Annotated in this window: 20 protein-coding genes; 13 read left to right on the top strand and 7 right to left on the bottom strand. The window is 40.9% G+C overall.

Going from position 1 to position 16851, the window contains the following annotated elements; genetic code table 11:
- Positions 1 to 32 precede the first annotated feature (32 nt).
- Positions 33 to 1490: a S41 family peptidase gene (locus EW142_RS04935; protein ID WP_130610490.1), complete on the bottom strand. Its 1458-nt coding sequence runs from the start codon at positions 1488 to 1490 to the stop codon at positions 33 to 35.
- 208 nt (positions 1491 to 1698) lie between these two features.
- On the opposite strand from EW142_RS04935, the gene EW142_RS04930 reads away from it, so the two are divergent.
- From EW142_RS04930 to EW142_RS04890, 9 genes are all read left to right on the top strand, one after another.
- The gene (locus tag EW142_RS04930) at positions 1699 to 2208 is read left to right on the top strand and encodes an RNA polymerase sigma factor (RefSeq protein ID WP_130610487.1); all 510 of its coding nucleotides are present in this window, start codon (positions 1699 to 1701) and stop codon (positions 2206 to 2208) included.
- Positions 2195 to 2614, top strand: coding sequence for a hypothetical protein (locus EW142_RS04925; protein WP_130610484.1), 420 nt, complete (start codon positions 2195 to 2197; stop codon positions 2612 to 2614). Before EW142_RS04930 ends, EW142_RS04925 begins: the two co-directional genes overlap by 14 nt.
- Before the next feature lie 10 nt (positions 2615 to 2624).
- Positions 2625 to 3167, top strand: a complete 543-nt coding sequence (locus tag EW142_RS04920; protein WP_130610481.1) for a DUF4252 domain-containing protein — start codon at positions 2625 to 2627, stop codon at positions 3165 to 3167.
- Position 3168: 1 nt separating this feature from the next.
- Entirely contained in the window at positions 3169 to 3705 is a 537-nt protein-coding gene (locus EW142_RS04915; protein WP_130610478.1) for a DUF4252 domain-containing protein, read from the top strand.
- Between the two features lie 101 nt (positions 3706 to 3806).
- A complete protein-coding gene (locus EW142_RS04910) occupies positions 3807 to 4346 on the top strand; it encodes a DUF4252 domain-containing protein (RefSeq protein ID WP_130610475.1) in 540 nt (179 codons plus the stop codon).
- A gap of 142 nt (positions 4347 to 4488) precedes the next feature.
- Entirely contained in the window at positions 4489 to 5304 is an 816-nt protein-coding gene (locus EW142_RS04905; protein WP_130610473.1) for a mechanosensitive ion channel family protein, read from the top strand.
- Positions 5305 to 5536: 232 nt separating this feature from the next.
- Positions 5537 to 6367, top strand: a complete 831-nt coding sequence (locus EW142_RS04900; protein ID WP_130610470.1) for a sigma-70 family RNA polymerase sigma factor — start codon at positions 5537 to 5539, stop codon at positions 6365 to 6367.
- A 57-nt stretch (positions 6368 to 6424) separates the two neighbouring features.
- Positions 6425 to 7042, top strand: a complete 618-nt coding sequence (locus EW142_RS04895) for an FMN-dependent NADH-azoreductase (protein WP_130610467.1) — start codon at positions 6425 to 6427, stop codon at positions 7040 to 7042.
- A gap of 89 nt (positions 7043 to 7131) precedes the next feature.
- Positions 7132 to 7644 carry a cupin domain-containing protein gene (locus tag EW142_RS04890; protein ID WP_130610464.1) on the top strand — a complete coding sequence of 171 codons (513 nt, stop codon included), beginning with the start codon at positions 7132 to 7134 and terminating at the stop codon, positions 7642 to 7644.
- Positions 7645 to 7665: 21 nt separating this feature from the next.
- On the opposite strand, the gene purB is transcribed toward EW142_RS04890, so the two are convergent.
- On the bottom strand, positions 7666 to 9009 hold the full coding sequence (gene purB, locus EW142_RS04885; protein ID WP_130610461.1) for an adenylosuccinate lyase: 1344 nt from the start codon (positions 9007 to 9009) through the stop codon (positions 7666 to 7668).
- 45 nt (positions 9010 to 9054) lie between these two features.
- Positions 9055 to 9627: an adenylosuccinate lyase gene (locus tag EW142_RS04880; protein ID WP_130610458.1), complete on the bottom strand. Its 573-nt coding sequence runs from the start codon at positions 9625 to 9627 to the stop codon at positions 9055 to 9057.
- 32 nt (positions 9628 to 9659) lie between these two features.
- Between EW142_RS04880 and EW142_RS04875 the strand changes: the two genes are divergently transcribed.
- Positions 9660 to 10133 carry a heme-binding domain-containing protein gene (locus EW142_RS04875; protein ID WP_130610455.1) on the top strand — a complete coding sequence of 158 codons (474 nt, stop codon included), beginning with the start codon at positions 9660 to 9662 and terminating at the stop codon, positions 10131 to 10133.
- On the opposite strand, the gene EW142_RS04870 is transcribed toward EW142_RS04875, so the two are convergent.
- Complete coding sequence (locus EW142_RS04870; protein WP_130610452.1) at positions 10096 to 10797, bottom strand: SIR2 family NAD-dependent protein deacylase; 702 nt, start codon at positions 10795 to 10797, stop codon at positions 10096 to 10098. The genes EW142_RS04875 and EW142_RS04870 overlap by 38 nt on opposite strands.
- 45 nt (positions 10798 to 10842) lie before the next feature.
- Here EW142_RS04870 and EW142_RS04865 point away from each other — a divergent pair, with 45 nt between their 5' ends.
- The 3 genes from EW142_RS04865 to EW142_RS04855 are packed head-to-tail and all read left to right on the top strand — an operon-like array spanning position 10843 to position 12446.
- The gene (locus EW142_RS04865) at positions 10843 to 11496 is read left to right on the top strand and encodes a TrmH family RNA methyltransferase (RefSeq protein WP_130610449.1); all 654 of its coding nucleotides are present in this window, start codon (positions 10843 to 10845) and stop codon (positions 11494 to 11496) included.
- Positions 11497 to 11535: 39 nt separating this feature from the next.
- Positions 11536 to 12063: an SRPBCC family protein gene (locus tag EW142_RS04860; protein WP_130610446.1), complete on the top strand. Its 528-nt coding sequence runs from the start codon at positions 11536 to 11538 to the stop codon at positions 12061 to 12063.
- Positions 12064 to 12065: 2 nt separating this feature from the next.
- Positions 12066 to 12446, top strand: a complete 381-nt coding sequence (locus tag EW142_RS04855; RefSeq protein ID WP_130610443.1) for a VOC family protein — start codon at positions 12066 to 12068, stop codon at positions 12444 to 12446.
- A 2-nt stretch (positions 12447 to 12448) separates the two neighbouring features.
- Here EW142_RS04855 and EW142_RS04850 read toward each other — a convergent pair whose 3' ends face one another.
- From EW142_RS04850 to EW142_RS04840, 3 genes are all read right to left on the bottom strand, one after another.
- Positions 12449 to 14131, bottom strand: a complete 1683-nt coding sequence (locus EW142_RS04850; RefSeq protein WP_130610440.1) for an alpha-amylase family glycosyl hydrolase — start codon at positions 14129 to 14131, stop codon at positions 12449 to 12451.
- A 100-nt stretch (positions 14132 to 14231) separates the two neighbouring features.
- Positions 14232 to 15008, bottom strand: coding sequence for a carboxypeptidase-like regulatory domain-containing protein (locus EW142_RS04845; RefSeq protein WP_130610437.1), 777 nt, complete (start codon positions 15006 to 15008; stop codon positions 14232 to 14234).
- A 75-nt stretch (positions 15009 to 15083) separates the two neighbouring features.
- Positions 15084 to 16829 (bottom strand): DEAD/DEAH box helicase, encoded by a 1746-nt coding sequence (locus EW142_RS04840; RefSeq protein ID WP_130610434.1) that lies wholly within the window; start codon positions 16827 to 16829, stop codon positions 15084 to 15086.
- Between the last annotated feature and the right edge of the window lie 22 nt (positions 16830 to 16851).

Below are 16851 nucleotides of genomic sequence, written 5' to 3'. Positions count from 1 at the left end.
ACAAAAAAAAGCGGCTCAAAGCCGCTTTTTCTTTATTTCAAGTTTAGGGGTTTATCCAAATACATAATATCCTTGAGGGGTGTTTCCAAAGCAGATCCAGTAAAGGCTTTTGCAGGCATGAGCACTACAGATCCCTTTTTGGTGGAGACTCCCGTAATTTCTTCTAACGCCCTGGCCAATAAGGGTTCATTTGGGTCTCCTAACACGCCTAAATCGGATAAATCCTCTTCCAGCTCAATGTCTGGGGCCAGTCCATCTGTGTAATCAAAGAAACCATTGGCATTTTCGTTTCTTCCCACTAAGGGTTGCAATCCCCAACTATTATCGCTGTTTATTACATTTTCCCTAGTGCTGCTGTAGATAAAAGAATTTCCTGGGTCATCCACAAGTGTAATGGAAAACTCGTTCTTACCCCTTGTAGTCTCCCCAATATGGATAACGTTTACATAAGGTGCCAGACCGTTCATGACCAATTCGCTAGCGGAAGCAGAACTGTTGGTGGCCAACACGAAAACCCGGTTTAAGTTTAGGGAACTGATGGGTGTTGAACCCGTAGTATCCGCGAAATAATCCTCTAGCTGTTCGGCGCTCAACTGGCCTTGAATCTTACTGTTCCAACGTTGTCGAATATATAATTCATCGGTATTGGTCCCATAGACCATACTGGCCAAAAGGCGCGAAGTATTTACTGAACCTCCGGGATTGTACCTCATATCCAGTACCAATTCCGTAGCACCTTCTGCAACAAACTGGGCAAAAGCGGCATTTAATTCTTCATTAAAACTGCTTAAAAAACGATTATACATTAAATAGGCCACTTTTGTTCCGCCAACATCAAGTGTTTCAGCCACCAAAATGGGATCTTCTTCAAAGCCTTCAACTTTGGTAAGGGTAACCTCTTTAGTGTTATCTGTGATTTGTCCATTGGCTATATCCGCCATACCTAAGGTGTAGGTGTCGTTATCTCCGAAGAGAAGGCCTATGTAGTTGTCCAAATTTAATTGTTGTCCATCAACGCGGGTAAAAATTTCACCTCGACTAATATCCTTACTTGCAGCATCAGAATTGAGCTGTATATATTGAACATATCCGAAAATGTCATTACTGCCAGAGAATTGAACCAAACCGAACTCTAGTCCATTACTTTTGGAGACCCCCGACAGATTACTCACAAGCTCCTTATAATTCTCATTCCAAAAAGTAAACCTGTCTTCCGTAAACAAGAGGCTTCTCAAAAAGGCTTCCTCATCGGATTGACTTTGTATGAACTCTACAAATTCTGCATCGGTCGAAAATCGGTCATCTGCAAGATTTGGAACTTCAGCCTGCCAAAAGTACCATAGATTCATGGCTTGCCACATAAAGTCTTGAACAGGGAAATCTGCTGAGACAGGGGGGTTGGGATTAGGATTATCAATTCCGTTGTCGTCCTCGCTACATGCCAAAAAAAGCAAGGTCAATCCCGTAAGAAGGGAAAAATATTTCTTCATAGCTAAATTTTTGTTTTATTCCTCAAAATTCATTCCAATACTGGTAGAGGCTGGCAGATAAGGTGGTAAACTCGTTATCTTTTTCGATTTTGCCCCACAAAATAGTTACATCTAGGGAGAAATCAAATAATTTGTAACAAATTTCGATAAGCGTCGTCGTGATTATGTAGGAAGATGTGAAAACCTTCCGAACAACTAAAAACAACTAATGCAACAGACTGAATTTATTAATGTGGTAATGCCTTTTAAGGATAAACTATATCGTTTGGCAAAGCGATTGTTGGTTTCCCGGGAAGAGGCGGAGGACGCCACTCAAGAAATTCTGTTGAAACTATGGTCGAAGCACGAAACCATGGGAGAGTATAAAAACGTTGAAGCTTTCGCCATGACCATGACCAAGAATTTTTGTTTAGATCGATTGAAATCGAGACAGGCAAGCAACCTTAAGCTGGTTCACAGCAATTATCGGGACGAAAATGTCTCTTTACAGCGACAGTTGGAGGCAGAAGATAGTGTACGATGGATGGAGCGGATTATGGAAGGACTGCCTGAACAACAAAAAATGGTCTTGCAGCTTCGGGATGTGGAACAGTATGAATTTGACGAAATATGCGAGCTACTGGACATGAAACCCACCGCAGTACGTGTGGCTCTGTCCAGGGCGAGAAAGACAATAAGACAAGAATTGGCAAAAAAACATAACTATGGAATTGGATAACATAGAAAAGCTATTGGAAAAGTACTTCGAAGCCACCACAACGGTTTCGGAAGAGCAAACTTTACGAAATTACTTTTCCCAAGAAAATGTGGAAGCACATTTGGAACAATATAGACCAATGTTCAATTATTTTTCCGCCGCCAAAGAAGAGCGGTACACCAAGCAGGTTCCATTAAAACCTAGAAAAAACTATTATAAATGGATATCCGTTGCTGCCGTGGCCCTTCTAACCTTTGGAATTTACTTTGGTAACCAGTATCAAGAACGTAAACAAGCAGAATTTGCTTATCAGGAGACCAAAAAGGCATTTGAACTCTTAGCGGAAAACTTTGGTCGAGGCACTGAAAAAGTGGCCTATTTGGAAGAGTTTGAAGCCGCAAAACAGAAAATTTACAACAATGATTAAAACAAAAAAGATGAAAAGGTATATTTTAATTTTTCTAATCGTCGCAATTCCGATATCCGGGTTTTCACAATCCCTGTTCGACAAGTTTGAAGATTTGGACGATGTTACATCGGTGGTCGTGAACAAAAGTATGTTCAACCTATTGGCCAAAATCGATGTGGAGGTTGATGATCCCGAAGCACAGGATTTTATGGAAATCGCGAGTAGTTTAAAAAGTCTTAAGGTGTTTACTACCGACAATGAAAAAATAGGAGCAGATATGAAAGCTTCTGTGGGCAGGTATCTCAAGTCTTCCACTATGGAAGAATTGATGCGGGTCAAAGACAGGGATGCCAATGTGAAGTTTTACATCAAACAAGGCAAGGACGAAGACCATGTAAGTGAACTGTTGATGTTCGTCACCGGGTTGAAGGATGTAGAATCTGACGGCAGAAAATTCGAAACGGTTTTACTTTCATTGACAGGGGATATCGATTTGAACAAAATCAATTCCTTGACGAAAAAGATGAATCTTCCCGAGGAGTTGAACAAAGCTGGGGAAAAAGGCAACTAAGATGAAAAAAACAAGCATAGGCCTATTCTTAATGCTTCTTCCACTAATCGGATTTTCACAATCGATATTCGATAAGTTCGAGGAGTCAGAAAGAATAGGTTCCATGACCATCAGCAAAGGGATGCTCCACATTGTTGCTGATATGATGGAGGAAAAAGGAGATAAAGAGAGCGAGGAATTTGTAGAGATTGCCAAAAGCATCGATGGTATCAAAATATTTGTTTCCGAAGATGAAGGGGCAGCTGCAGATATGGCGGCCACTATGAAACAATACGTAAAATCCTCAAAACTCGAAGAACTCATGAAAATCAAGGATGGGGATACCAATCTTAAGTTTTATGTTAAGAGTGGAAAGGACGAAGACCATGTAAGCGAGCTATTGATGTTCGTTACGGGGTTGGAAGATGAAAAGGAAGAGTCATACGGCATAGAGACCGTATTGTTGACCATGAGTGGGGACATCGACTTGACCAAAGTGGGGTCTTTGACCAGAAAAATGAATCTGCCCAAGGAGTTGGATAAGGTTGAAAAGCAGTAATGGATAAAAACATTGGGTATCAAACATCTGTAACAAAATAGATGGTTTTGATACCCATTGTTGAAGTGATCAAGAAGTGAAAATCAATCAAAAAAACAGAGATGAAGCATATAATTAAAAGTTTGTTCGCAGTGGTAGCCCTTGTTTTGGCCTCCTGCTCCTCGCAACAGAGTTTGCAGGAATACTATGTGGACAATTCAGAAAACCCAAATTTCATAGCACTTGATGTTCCGGCGAGCATTTTGAAAATGGAAAGTGCCAATTTGACCTCGAAACAGCTTGAAGCCGTAGAGTCTCTTCGAAAGTTCAATATGTTGGCTTTTAGAAAAACCTCTGAGAACGTAGCCGAATACAAAGCTGAAAAAGCCAAAGTAAAAGAGATTTTGAAGGATGGCGAGTTTGTTGAATTAATGAAAATTAATTCACAATATGGAAAAGGCGTCATCAAGTATTTAGGCACCGAAGATGCCATTGATGAGGTCATCATTTATGGAGATAGTAAAGATATGGGCTTCGCTTTGGTTCGGGTTTTGGGCAAGGATATGAATCCTGCACATATCGTTCAACTGATGCAAGCCATTCAAAAATCGGATTACAATGGCGAAGGATTGGGAGAGATTGGAAAGTTTTTAAAGGGCTAGTTCTCAAAACCACCAATACAATATGTCCCGTACTGCTTGCAGTGCGGGATTTTTATTTGTCATCAATTCAAACTCCAATTTTTGTGACCTTCTTTATACCTTAGTGTCTTACTGTAATAACACTAACAAAATCTTTATCACTATGGAAAAAGCACAAGAATGGATGAACTACGGATTGGACTTGGCCAAAGAGTTCGGACCGAAATTGATTACCGCGATTCTCATTTACATTGTAGGTTCTTGGATTATCAAGAAAATTGTCGGGGCCGCCCGAAAGGTTATGTCCAAGAGCAAATACGACGAATCGCTTCAACGATTTCTATTGAACCTCATTTCTTGGACGCTAAAGGTATTCCTGATCATCGTAGTGATTTCCAGGTTAGGGGTCGATGTAACCACTTTTGCCGCTGTTATTGCCGCTGCTGGTCTTGCCATTGGTTTGGCCTTGCAGGGATCACTCTCCAATTTTGCCGGAGGGGTTTTACTTATGATTTTCAAACCCTACCGTATTGGGGACCTCATTGAGGCCCAGGGCGTACTTGGCGTGGTAAAGGAAATCGAGATTTTTACCACCAAGTTAACGACGCCCGAAAATAAACTCGCTATAGTTCCAAATGGTGCAATGGCGAATGGAAACATTATCAATTACACCGCGGAAGGAAAAATGCGTGTGGATACTGTAATTGGTGTGGGCTACGATGAGGACATCAAAAAAACAAAAGAAGTATTGTTGAAGGTCTTGACTTCCAATCCCAAAGTACTTCAAGACCCAGCTCCTTCGGTAAATGTTATGGAATTGGCCGATAGTTCTGTAAATTTTGCGGTTCGACCCTTTTGTAAGCCGGAGGATTATTGGGATGTGTATTTCAACACCTACGAAAACTGTAAACTTGCATTAGATGAAGCTGGCATTGAAATTCCTTACCCACATCAGGTGGAAATTCATAAAGAGGGATAAATAAAATAAATACTATATCAAACCCGCTTGAAATGGTGAGGCAGGCGTAGTCGAGGACCACATAAGGCATCTCGACTACGTTCTTTTTTTAGATTACAGGAAAGCTTCCATCAATTTAGGATAGTATTTTTGACCAATATTGTCGAACTTCAGTCATTGGTCGAAATCTCTAATCAAAATGTCACGTTTTTATGGTTCAAATTGTCATAGTCACGGAACATAAATCTTTGATTTGAAAAACTATCATGACATATTATTTCCTTACGCTTATAACATCCTTGGCTCTTCAGAAGATGCAAAAGACATTATACAGGATATTTTGATAAAATATCTTTCAATAAACAAGGATCATATCGAGAATGAAATTGGGTATTTGGCAAAATCGGTAATCAACCAATCGATTAATGTAAAAAAGAAGAAAAAAACAATATCAGCCGATAGTATTTGGTTACCAGAACCAATTTCAACAGAAAATGCAGACGTAAATATCAACAAAGAAGAAATATTGTCTTATTCCATACTCGTTCTTCTTGAAAAACTATCTGCGAAAGAACGTGCCGTTTTTATTTTAAAGGAATCATTTGACTATTCTCATAAAGAAATCGCAGAAACTATTGGTTTTACAATTGAAAACTCTCGAAAATTATTAAGTAGGGCAAAAAGCAAATTAAATACGACCAGGAATTCAAGCAATACTAATTATCAGCAAGACACATCACAGCTGAGATATTATGTTGAAGCCATGAAAAGTGGAGATATTACTTCACTTGAAAAATTATTGTCAAAAGATATCCTTTTGGCGGCTGACGGTGGCGAGCATGTTAAAGTGGTACGAGCGATAACCAATGGCATACGAGACGTATCCAAGCTTTCACTGTATGTATTTAAGGCTTTTTTGACCGGATTAGAGATTAGAATCAGTACTGTAAATCATCAACCTGCCATTTTATATTATCAAAACGGGGCTTTATACAACTGCCAGGTTTTTGAAATGGAAAAAACGAAAATCAGAAGTATATATTCCATCGTTGACCCAAAGAAGCTAAAATCACTTTTTCCGTAAAGCACGTCACGTTTTCCCTATTGAATTTGTCATTCTGTTGAACCTAAAATTCAATAGATGAAAACATTGTTAAGAATAGATGCTAGCCTAAGAAAAGAAGGCTCACATTCAAGGGCACTTGCTGATTTTTTTGAAATAAACTGGAAAAAGAAGTACCCCGGAGGAGAAGTGCTTTATAGGGATTTGACCAATACTCAAATTCCACATTTACAAAATGAAACCGTTCAAGCCTTTCACATCCCGAAGTCAGAGCAAACGGGAAATAATAAACTTGCGGTTGCATTGTCAGATGCATTGATTGAAGAATTACAATCTGCCGACCATGTTTTAATTAGCAGTCCACTTTATAATTTAAATGTTCCATCCACATTAAAATCCTATTTAGACCATATCGTTAGGTCAGGATATACCTTTAGCGTAAGTGAGGATGGTAGTTATAAGGGGCTTCTCGATAGTGAAGCAGCATACATAATCACTACCAAAGGAGAAACCTATAAGGGTACTTCCATGGAAGCACTTGATTTTCAAGAACCCTATTTGAAGTCCATTTTTGGTTTTATGGGTCTAAAACTGAAGGCGATTTTCTCTCTAGAAGCAACGGCACATCCCAATCTTCTTGAAAATAACCTAAGGGTACAAAAGGACAGCATACGAAAAGAACTCATGATGCTATGATTCGAAAAGAGTTTATAAAATGGATGGGATGGGGACCTATACTGTTAATGCACCCAAAATTTCTTTTAAGTCAAAAAACAACATACAATATGAAAAAAGAACCAAATTATTTTGAGGACGAACTGGTTAACAATGCCAGTATCATTTATCCTGAGGAAGGAGAAAGTCTACATATAAATGGCATGTCAGTCACCTTTAAAGTGACAAGTGAGCTATCCAATAATCAACTAGGAGTATATGAAATAACGCTTCCTCCCAAAGCTATTGGGGCCAAGTTGCATTATCATCGTTTTATGGATGAAACCTTTATTGTTACCAAAGGCACGCTTACTATTGAAATTGGAGATACAAAACAAAAAGCTGAATCGGGAACCGTGGCATATGTTCCTAGGTTCAGCCCACACGGATTCAGAAATGATACCGAAGAGACAGTTCAATTATTATTGTTATTTAATCCGGCTGAAAAACGCGAAGGCTTTTTTAAAGGTTTACACGAAACCTTGAGCGAAGTACCTATTGACCCTAAAAAGTATCTAAAGCTGTATAATAAATATGATAGTTTTCCTGTGGATACCTCCAATATGATACCTGTTAGGGAATAAAGAATTAGAGTTCGACCAAAACTATACCCCGGTATAATTCGCCGGGGTAATTTTTTTAAGTTCCTTTTTGATATCATCAGATACCTCAAGCGTATTGATGAACTCACCAATGGTAATTTGGGTTATTTTTTCATTGGTTCGCGTCAAGCCCTTTAGGGCTTCGTACGGATTGGGATACCCCTCTCTTCGCAGAATGGTCTGAATAGCTTCCGCCACTACGGCCCAATTATTCTCTAAATCCTGTTCAAACTTTTCCGCATTCAATACCAATTTGTTCAAACCTTTTAAGGTGGATTGAAACCCGACCAAAGTGTGGGCAAAAGGAACCCCAACATTACGAAGTACTGTACTGTCGGTAAGATCACGTTGTAGTCTCGAAATGGGAAGTTTTGCGGACAAATGTTCAAAAACGGCGTTTGCCAAGCCCAAATTTCCCTCAGAATTCTCAAAATCGATAGGGTTGACCTTATGGGGCATTGCTGATGACCCGATTTCTCCCTTCTTGATTTTTTGTTTGAAATAATCCATCGAGATATAAGTCCATACATCCCTGTTCAAATCGATATATATGGTATTGATTCGTTTCAAAGTATCGAACAAGGCAGCCATATGATCATAATGCTCAATTTGGGTGGTGGGAAATGAATGGTGCAGCCCTAGCTTTTCCTGAACAAACTGTTTTCCAAACGCTTTCCAATCAATATTTGGATAGGCAACCTTATGCGCATTGTAATTCCCGGTTGCACCACCGAACTTGGCAGCACTGGGAATATCGTTCAATAAATTGAATTGTTCTTTCAAACGTTCCACAAACACCTCGATTTCCTTTCCTAGTCGAGTGGGGGAGGCTGGTTGACCATGGGTCCTGGCCAGCATGGGGATATTTTCCCATTCTTTCGCCAAATCCTTCAATTTCTCAAAAACCTCAAAATACAAAGGCACATAAACCTCGTTCATGGCTTCCTTTATGGAAAGCGGTATGGCTGTATTATTAATGTCTTGCGAAGTAAGCCCGAAGTGGATGAACTCTTTATATTTATCAAAACCTAAAGCATCAAATTGTTGTTTGATGAAATACTCAACCGCTTTTACGTCGTGGTTGGTAGTTTTTTCAATTTCCTTGATGGCTTGGGCGTCCTCAGTACTGAATTCCAAATAAATCCTTTGTAGATCTTCGAATTTGGATGAATCAAAATCTGCCAATTGGGGCAGTGGAATTTCGCAAAGGGCTATAAAATATTCAATTTCAACATGTACCCGATAGCGAATCAATGCCTCCTCAGAAAAATAATTTTGAAGTGTTTTGGTTTTGCTGCTATACCTTCCATCTATAGGTGAAATGGCAGTTAAGGAAGTCAAGGACATTTGGTTTTTCTTTTAAAGAGGCAAAGATACTTAAACTTCAAGAGTTTAGTGCCCCATGGCAACGAGCTTATCCAAGGTTTTCTTGGCTCTGTTCTTATAACCAGCGGTGCCTTCCCCAATGGTATCTTGCAATACCAATTTAAGTTCAGGATGTACCCAATCAAATTTTTGACCCAAATAAAAAAGACTGGTCATCGAGAATACCTTGGCGGCAATTTTGTGATTACCGATAAGCCAGTCAAAACAACAAGTTAAAATGCGGTCCAATTGTTCCTCGGTTACATGTTTCCTAAAGGCAACATCTTTCTTTTTGAAGTAGACCTCGGTCACCATCTGACAAATGTGCGCCATGGGTCGGATACACGATTCTGAGCTCATTGATTGCAAACCTTTGGTAAAAACATCCATATGTGGCACTATGTAAACCAGCTTTTTGCGCATCAGATGATCTAGCACCCAACTGGCGTTGAAGGAGTCAGATTTGTCCTCCTCAAAAACAAACAGAATTAAACTTCCGGTGAGCTCGGGCCACTGGGTCAATTCATTGACCAACCCATTAATTTTGCCCTTGGACAATCTGCCTTCATTTAATCGAACATGTAATTGCTGTTCAGTCACAAAAACTATATTTTTACGGAAACACCCAAGTGATGAAAATAGCAAAAAAAATAGCAATAGCCCTCTTGGTTATTTTAGTGGGAATGCAGTTTTATCGCCCTGAAAAAAATAGAGCATCAGGAGATTATGTAGCCGCTTTTGAAAAAGAAACCCAACCCAGTGCCGAAGTGCAGCAAATATTGGAATCGGCCTGTTATGATTGTCACACGGCCCATACCGAGTATCCTTGGTACAACAACATTGCTCCTGTTTCCTATTGGATTGATGGCCATGTAGATGAAGGAAAGGAACATTTGGACTTTTCGGAATGGGAAAACTATTCGGCCAAAAAGAAAGATCATAAGCTGGAAGAACTTGTTGAAGAAGTGGAAGAAGGCGAAATGCCTTTAAAGGAATATACTTGGACCCATAAAGAGGCTCGACTGACCCAAGAACAAAAGAAAGCCCTCATGGACTGGGCGAAAAAGACTAGAGCGCTTTACCAGATAGCTCAGATACCAAACTAGGAACACCTTCAGCAGCCGTGGAGGAGATAATGGTCAAGTTTTGGAAATCCATCGGATTCACACTTGGTTTGGGGTCCACAAAGTAAATCGGTGTCCCGGTATTTACGTAATGAATCAAACTGGCTGCAGGATAAACTTGCATCGAGGTTCCTATAATGATCAAGATGTCGGCCTGTTGGGTAATGTAAGCCGCAGTTTGCAACATGGGGACCATTTCCCCAAACCACACAATATGGGGTCGTAATTGATGTCCTTGTTCATCCAAATCACCTAAAACAAGATCCTGTTTCCAGTCCAAGACGTAGTTTTCGTTGATCGTACTTCGAACCTTAAGAAGTTCGCCATGTAAATGAACCACGTGCGAACTACCGGCCTGTTCGTGTAAATTATCCACATTTTGTGTAACAACACTGACATCGTAATGCGCCTCGAGTTGTACCAATGCATTATGACCTGCATTCGGACTGACCTCCAATAATTGCCTCCGTCGCTGATTGTAGAATTCAAGAACCAACTCTGGGTTTCTTGCAAAACCCTGGGGTGAGGCAACTTCCATGACATCGTACCCCTCCCACAGACCATTCGAGTCCCTAAAGGTCTTGAGTCCGCTTTCGGCGCTCATACCGGCACCAGTGAGTACTACAATTTTTTGTTTTTTGGCCATTATAGTTTAAAAGTAAGGAATTCAATTTTTGCTATCTTGTTATTTATGTTTCAAAACGATTTGTTGACCTATTTGGAAGGATTTCTGACTGAAGAAAGGAAGCATCGGTTTTTAGAGGTATTGTCCTTGCGCACGCGGTTTTTAAGCGTTGCCATAGAGGATGTCTTCCAATTGCACAATACCAGTGCGGTTCTTCGTAGTTGTGACGCCTTTGGTGTCCAAGATGTGCATGTCATAGAAGATCGTTTTGGAAAACGACTGGATAAAAACATTGCAATGGGTGCCGAGCAATGGGTAGATGTAAATCGCTACGGAACAACCACCGAATGTATTGATCATTTACGGGAAAACGACTATCAAATTATTGCGACCACTCCCCACGACGATTCTTGTCTTCTTTCTGATTTTAAGCTCGATTCCAAAACCGTTCTTTTTTTTGGAACTGAAAAAGAAGGCTTGAGTGATGAAGTCTTGAAAAAGGCCGATGGTTACTTAAAGATTCCTATGGTAGGCTTTTCTGAAAGCCTGAACATTTCGGTGTCAGCCGCCATTATTCTTCAAAAATTGACCCAACAGCTACGGAATTCTGACCTGGATTGGCAGCTTTCCGATATTGAAATCCTAGAAAAGAGGCTGGATTGGACCAAGAAATCCATCAAAAACGTGGAAGGAATTATCAGCAGATACCTATCTGACTAAAGTTTTAGTATTTTTAAGGGTTAACCAATTAAAAAACAAATGACTACACTACTTTACATTTTAGCGGGAATTTTGCTTTTAATCCTTTTTCTTGGGTTGATTGCACCGAAGACCTATAACGTTTCCAGGTCCATAGAGATTGGCAAACCGAAGAATGAGGTATTCAATAATCTCAGATTTTTAAAAAATCAGGATAGCTGGTCGCCCTGGAACAAGAAGGATCCCAATATGGAGAAAAAGTTCACAGGAACCGATGGCGAAGTTGGGGCCATGAGTTATTGGAATGGCAACAAAGATGTTGGTGAAGGCGAACAAGAGATCACAAAAATTGTGGACGGAGAAAGAATTGAGTCGGAACTCAGGTTTTTAAAGCCATGGAAATCCACTTCGGATGCTTACTTGACCACTGAGGAGGTCGCATCTGACAAAACTCGGGTCACTTGGGGCTTTTCAGGGAAAAATAAGTTTCCGTTCAGTATTATGATGCTTTTTATGAGCATGGATAAAATGGTGGGCAAGGATTTCGAAGAAGGTCTTTCCAGTCTTAAATCAACCTTAGAAGGATAATTATGAAATCCAACATGGTAGGCTGGTTTGAAATTCCTGTGGAGGATATGGACCGTGCCAAAAAGTTCTATGACGCCATTTTTGAAATCAATATCCAAGTGCAAGATTTTGGAGGTGTGTTGATGGGATGGTTTCCCTGGGCAGAGGGAAAGCCAGGAGCGGCAGGCTCGTTAATTCACGAGAAAAACTTTTATCGACCCAGCAACAAGGATGGTATTCTCATTTATTTTTCAAGCGAGGATGTTCAAAATGAATTGGATAGGGTAGAGGCTTCTGGAGGCAAAATTTTAAAGCCCAAAACCCAAATTAGTCCAGAAGTGGGCTATAGTGGGCTCTTTTTGGACACCGAAGGAAACCGGATTGCCCTGCATTCAAGAAAATAAAACTATTCCACTAATTCCAATAGTGCAACGGAATGGTCATTTTCAAGAATCACTTTGCCGTTGGAGACCATAACCTCGGTTTCTGAATAGGCATCGAATAGTTTGGTGCCATCTCCGAAAAATCCTTTCACCCACAGTGACTTTTTGCCCTTTGGCAGTTCCAAACCGATGACGACTTTGTCCTTGTAATCCCCATCCACATAACTTCTGGAAAATACATATGGGGATTTGGCCAACCGCTTGTGAATACCGGCTCCAACAGCAGGGTGATTCCTTCTGAACAAGCCTAATTTCTGCCAGTGTTTGTGGATTTTTTTAGTGTGCTCCAAACTATCCAAGTCTTCCCAATTCATAAAGGAACGCAGTGTGGCATCCCCTTCGGTTCCTTCGACGACCAAACTTCTGGCAGTCTCGTCACCATAATACACTTGCGAAGCACCGGGAGCCAATAACAGCATGTTCGCAGTCAAGAAAGGCTTTTGCCGATCTTTGTCAAATGGACTTCCATCATCGTGGGAAGTAAGATAGTTCAACACGCTTTTCCCTTTGAGTTTGGTGCCCAAAAGTTTGCTATATTTTTTGAAAACAGACTCATACCCATTATGTGCATCGTTCTTGAGGTCGAAATTGATAAGGCTCTTAAACCCATAATCAAAATAGTCGACTTTTTTGTCCCCAAAATCGAAATCGCGCCCACCAGTGATACCATAGTTATATACTTCTCCGACCATGTAAAAGGCATTGTCGTCCAAAACTTGGTCTGGATGTTTCTTCTTCCAGGTTTCGAAAGCATAAGAGGCTTCCTTGTACAAATCAGCCCATGCGTTTTCATTGACATGCTTCACTGTATCGACCCGAAAGCCATCCACACCAAAATCATTGATGTAATCAGTTAGCCATTTGATGATATAAAACCTTGGCGCCCTTGGATAGCCAGTTCGCTCAAAAAATAATTGCAGTTCATCCAATTCTTGGCTCAAACGACCTTCTTCCTTCCATTTGGCCAACAAGGCATCTGGCAGTTCCACCGCTTCATCGGTTTCTGTGAGAATATCGGGAAGGTTGTTCACCAAGGTACAGGCCGTGGTGTTTTCGTAATTGGTGAACTCACAGTTTGGTCCTGTCCTTACCCATTCTGAAGGCCAAACCGGGTCTTTTTCTGTGACCGGACCCGTATGGTTCAACACGACATCAAGCAAAACACGAATTCCTTTGGAATGCGCTGCTTTCACCATATTTTCCAGATCTTTCCGAGTGCCAAAGTTTGGGTCAACGGCCGTCCAATCCTTGGCCCAATAGCCGTGATAGGCGTACGTATTACCGGTGCCTTCATTGGTGGCACCGTGAATTTGTTCCACAATGGGAGTGAACCAAATGGCGTTGATGCCCAAATCGGTAAAATAGCCCTCATCTATTTTTTGGGTAATGCCTTGGATATCGCCTCCTTCAAAACCACGCAAAACTGCAGTTTCCTCCGTTCTATCAAAGTTGACATCGTTCTCTGGATTGCCGTTATTGAATCTATCCGTAAGTAAAAAGTAGACGTTGGCTGCTTCCCAGATGAAAGGGACTTCTTTTTCCTGCACAACTTCTGTTACTATAGGTTCATCTTTTTTCGGTGCTTTTTGTTCTTTACAACCAAAAAGAAAGGAGATAATGGACATAACAGTAAGTAGTTTTTTCATTCGTTGGGATTTTGCCTAAAACTATAAAATGAAAGGCGAAATATAAAATTTATTTAAAATGGCCAATCCGCGGAGCGCATCAAAAAAAGGGGAGTGGGTGTTATCTTCGGTTCAAAACCTTGTATTCCTCATAACAACTCGAGATGGCATCCAAGATTTGCAGATCGTTTGCCGTTCGAATAAAGGACTTGGAGTAATTGCAATTACTGAGAATGTCATCGATGTCCATTTTGTCAAGCTGAAGTAGCTCGGTGAGCGTTTCCCTATCGAATTTAGAGGCCAAAAGATTTCGAATATCCTCATCCTCTTTCATTTGACGCAACTTTCGCATTTGCTTGGGTTTTTTCCCAAAAAGGTTTCGCAATAAATCCGCTGGATTCAATATGGCACCCAAAACTTTGGTAACGGCACTGGGATTTTTGCTGCCTGCTTCATAACTCTTGGGCAATCCGGAGATGCTATATTGATATGAATTGTTAATAGGCAGGTTCTTCACATCGATCTCAAGATAGCCTGTCAGTTGATAGGGCCTCACAATAACCTCCTCAAGGGCATAAGCCAATTCGGTCAATGCGATTTCGGTGTTCTCAAACTTGAACATATCATTCGTCACCCGTACTTTTTGGGATTTAAATCCGAGGAAAGAAAGATACAGCGTATCGTTCACTGCAGCCGGGATAGTAAACTTTCCTTTTTGGTTGGTAATCGTTCCTACCACTTTATTCAGATTGATGACGTGCACACTCTCCATAGGAAAACTGGATTGGGCATTGACCACCGTAGCGGTTATTTCGCCTTCCAGCACGGCCTCATCCCCATCTTGTGCAAAACCAACAAATGAAAATAGGAAAAGTAATAAGGGTAAAATTCTTTTCATGCAATCAACGTGACCGTAAAAATACTAAACAAAGCAAAATTTACGGGAGAGTTGTGGCATTTAATATAGAATTAACTAATAAAAACCAGGTCTTTTCTTACCGCCACGTCTTCCTTTGTTTTCCTTTCGCCCCCTTTTAAAGGATTGATTGTCCCTTCCTTTGCGGTGTCCTTGTTTTCTATCTCTTTTTCGGCCGCCTTTACCAGAACTTCCTGGTTTTGTGGAAACCTCAACATTGATAAATCGCCCATTGACCTTAAAATCAGTAAAGGTTTGAAGGATTAATTCGGTTAGGGAAGCATCAGAATTGAAAAATGAAAAACTCCCTTTGGTATCTACATTGAAAATATCCTCTTTCTCAAGATTTAAGGTATCTCGAAGAAAGTCCTTTAGGCCCATCCAGTCGTAGCCATCCCTTTCCCCGATATTTATGAAATAGCGAACCGAGCCGGAGCCGGAGCCCCTCTCTCTGCTGCCACTGCGTTCACGGCCACTGTCCTGGGTATTCAAGTCCTTGGTCTTACTGTAGTAGTTGTAGAAACGGGTGAATTCGACTGAAACGATTTTTTTGATGAGCTCGTCTTTATCAATTCCGTCCAAAACATCATTGATAGCGGGCAGATACCCATCAATCTCGGTATTGATTTCGGTGTCTTTTATCCGATTTGCCAGATGGTATAACTGAATTTCACAGATTTCAATCCCGGTTGGAATCTTTTTACTTAGGAAATCCTGTTTTATCTTTTTCTCAATCGCCTTTATTTTCCGAAGCTCGGACCGGGTAACAATTACCATGGAGATTCCAGATTTTCCGGCCCTTCCTGTACGACCACTACGGTGTGTATAGGTTTCTATTTCATCGGGCAATTGGTAATTGATCACGTGGGTAATATCGTCCACGTCAATACCTCTTGCAGCAACATCCGTGGCGACCAAAAGTTGGACTTGTTTTTTACGGAAAGCGTTCATGACCAAATCCCTTTGGTTTTGACTCAAATCCCCGTGCAAAGCCCCTGCATTGTAACCATCCTCAATAAGGCGCTCAGCAACTTTTTGGGTATCTCGTTTGGTGCGACAAAAGATTACGGAAAAAATCCCGGGATTGGCATCGGCCAAACGTTTTAAGGCAGAATAACGGTCACGTCCCCCGACCACATAATATTCATGCTGAACCGTTGTGGCACCGGCATTTTTGGTGCCCACGGTAATCTCTTGGGGACTATGCATGAATTTTTTCGCAATGGTTGAAACCTCTTTCGGCATGGTGGCCGAAAACAGCCAAGTCAACTTTTCTTGGGGAGTGTTGGACAAAATATCCTTGATATCCTCATAGAAGCCCATGTTTAACATTTCGTCGGCCTCATCGAGCACGCAATAATCAATTTTTGAGATGTCCACCATACCGCGTCCGATCATATCTTTCATCCGTCCGGGGGTGGCCACAACAATTTGTGCGCCTCTTTTGATTTGTCTAGCCTGCTCTGTGATACTGGCGCCTCCGTAAATGGCAACCGTATTTAGGCCTTTTACATACTTGGAGTATAGTTGTAGCTCGTTGGTAATTTGCAGACACAGCTCTCGCGTTGGTGAAAGTATCAACCCTTGGGTTGTTCTACTTTCAGAGTGTATTTTTTGAATCATGGGAAAACCAAAAGCAGCGGTTTTTCCAGTACCGGTTTGTGCCAAGGCAACTAGGTCGGTATCTTCACTTAATAATAGGGGGATTGCTTTTTCTTGAACTTCGGATGGGGTTTCAAATCCCAAATCAGAAATAGCGTCCAATAGGGGTTTGTCCAGCCCCAAGGCTTCAAATGCAGTCATTGTAGTATACTTTAAATCGCAA

The organism is Flagellimonas allohymeniacidonis, from assembly GCF_004296335.1.
In the GTDB taxonomy this organism is placed as follows: domain Bacteria; phylum Bacteroidota; class Bacteroidia; order Flavobacteriales; family Flavobacteriaceae; genus Flagellimonas; species Flagellimonas allohymeniacidonis.
The sequence above is the reverse complement of the archived record's forward strand: the minus strand, read 5'-3'. Positions and strand labels throughout refer to the sequence as shown.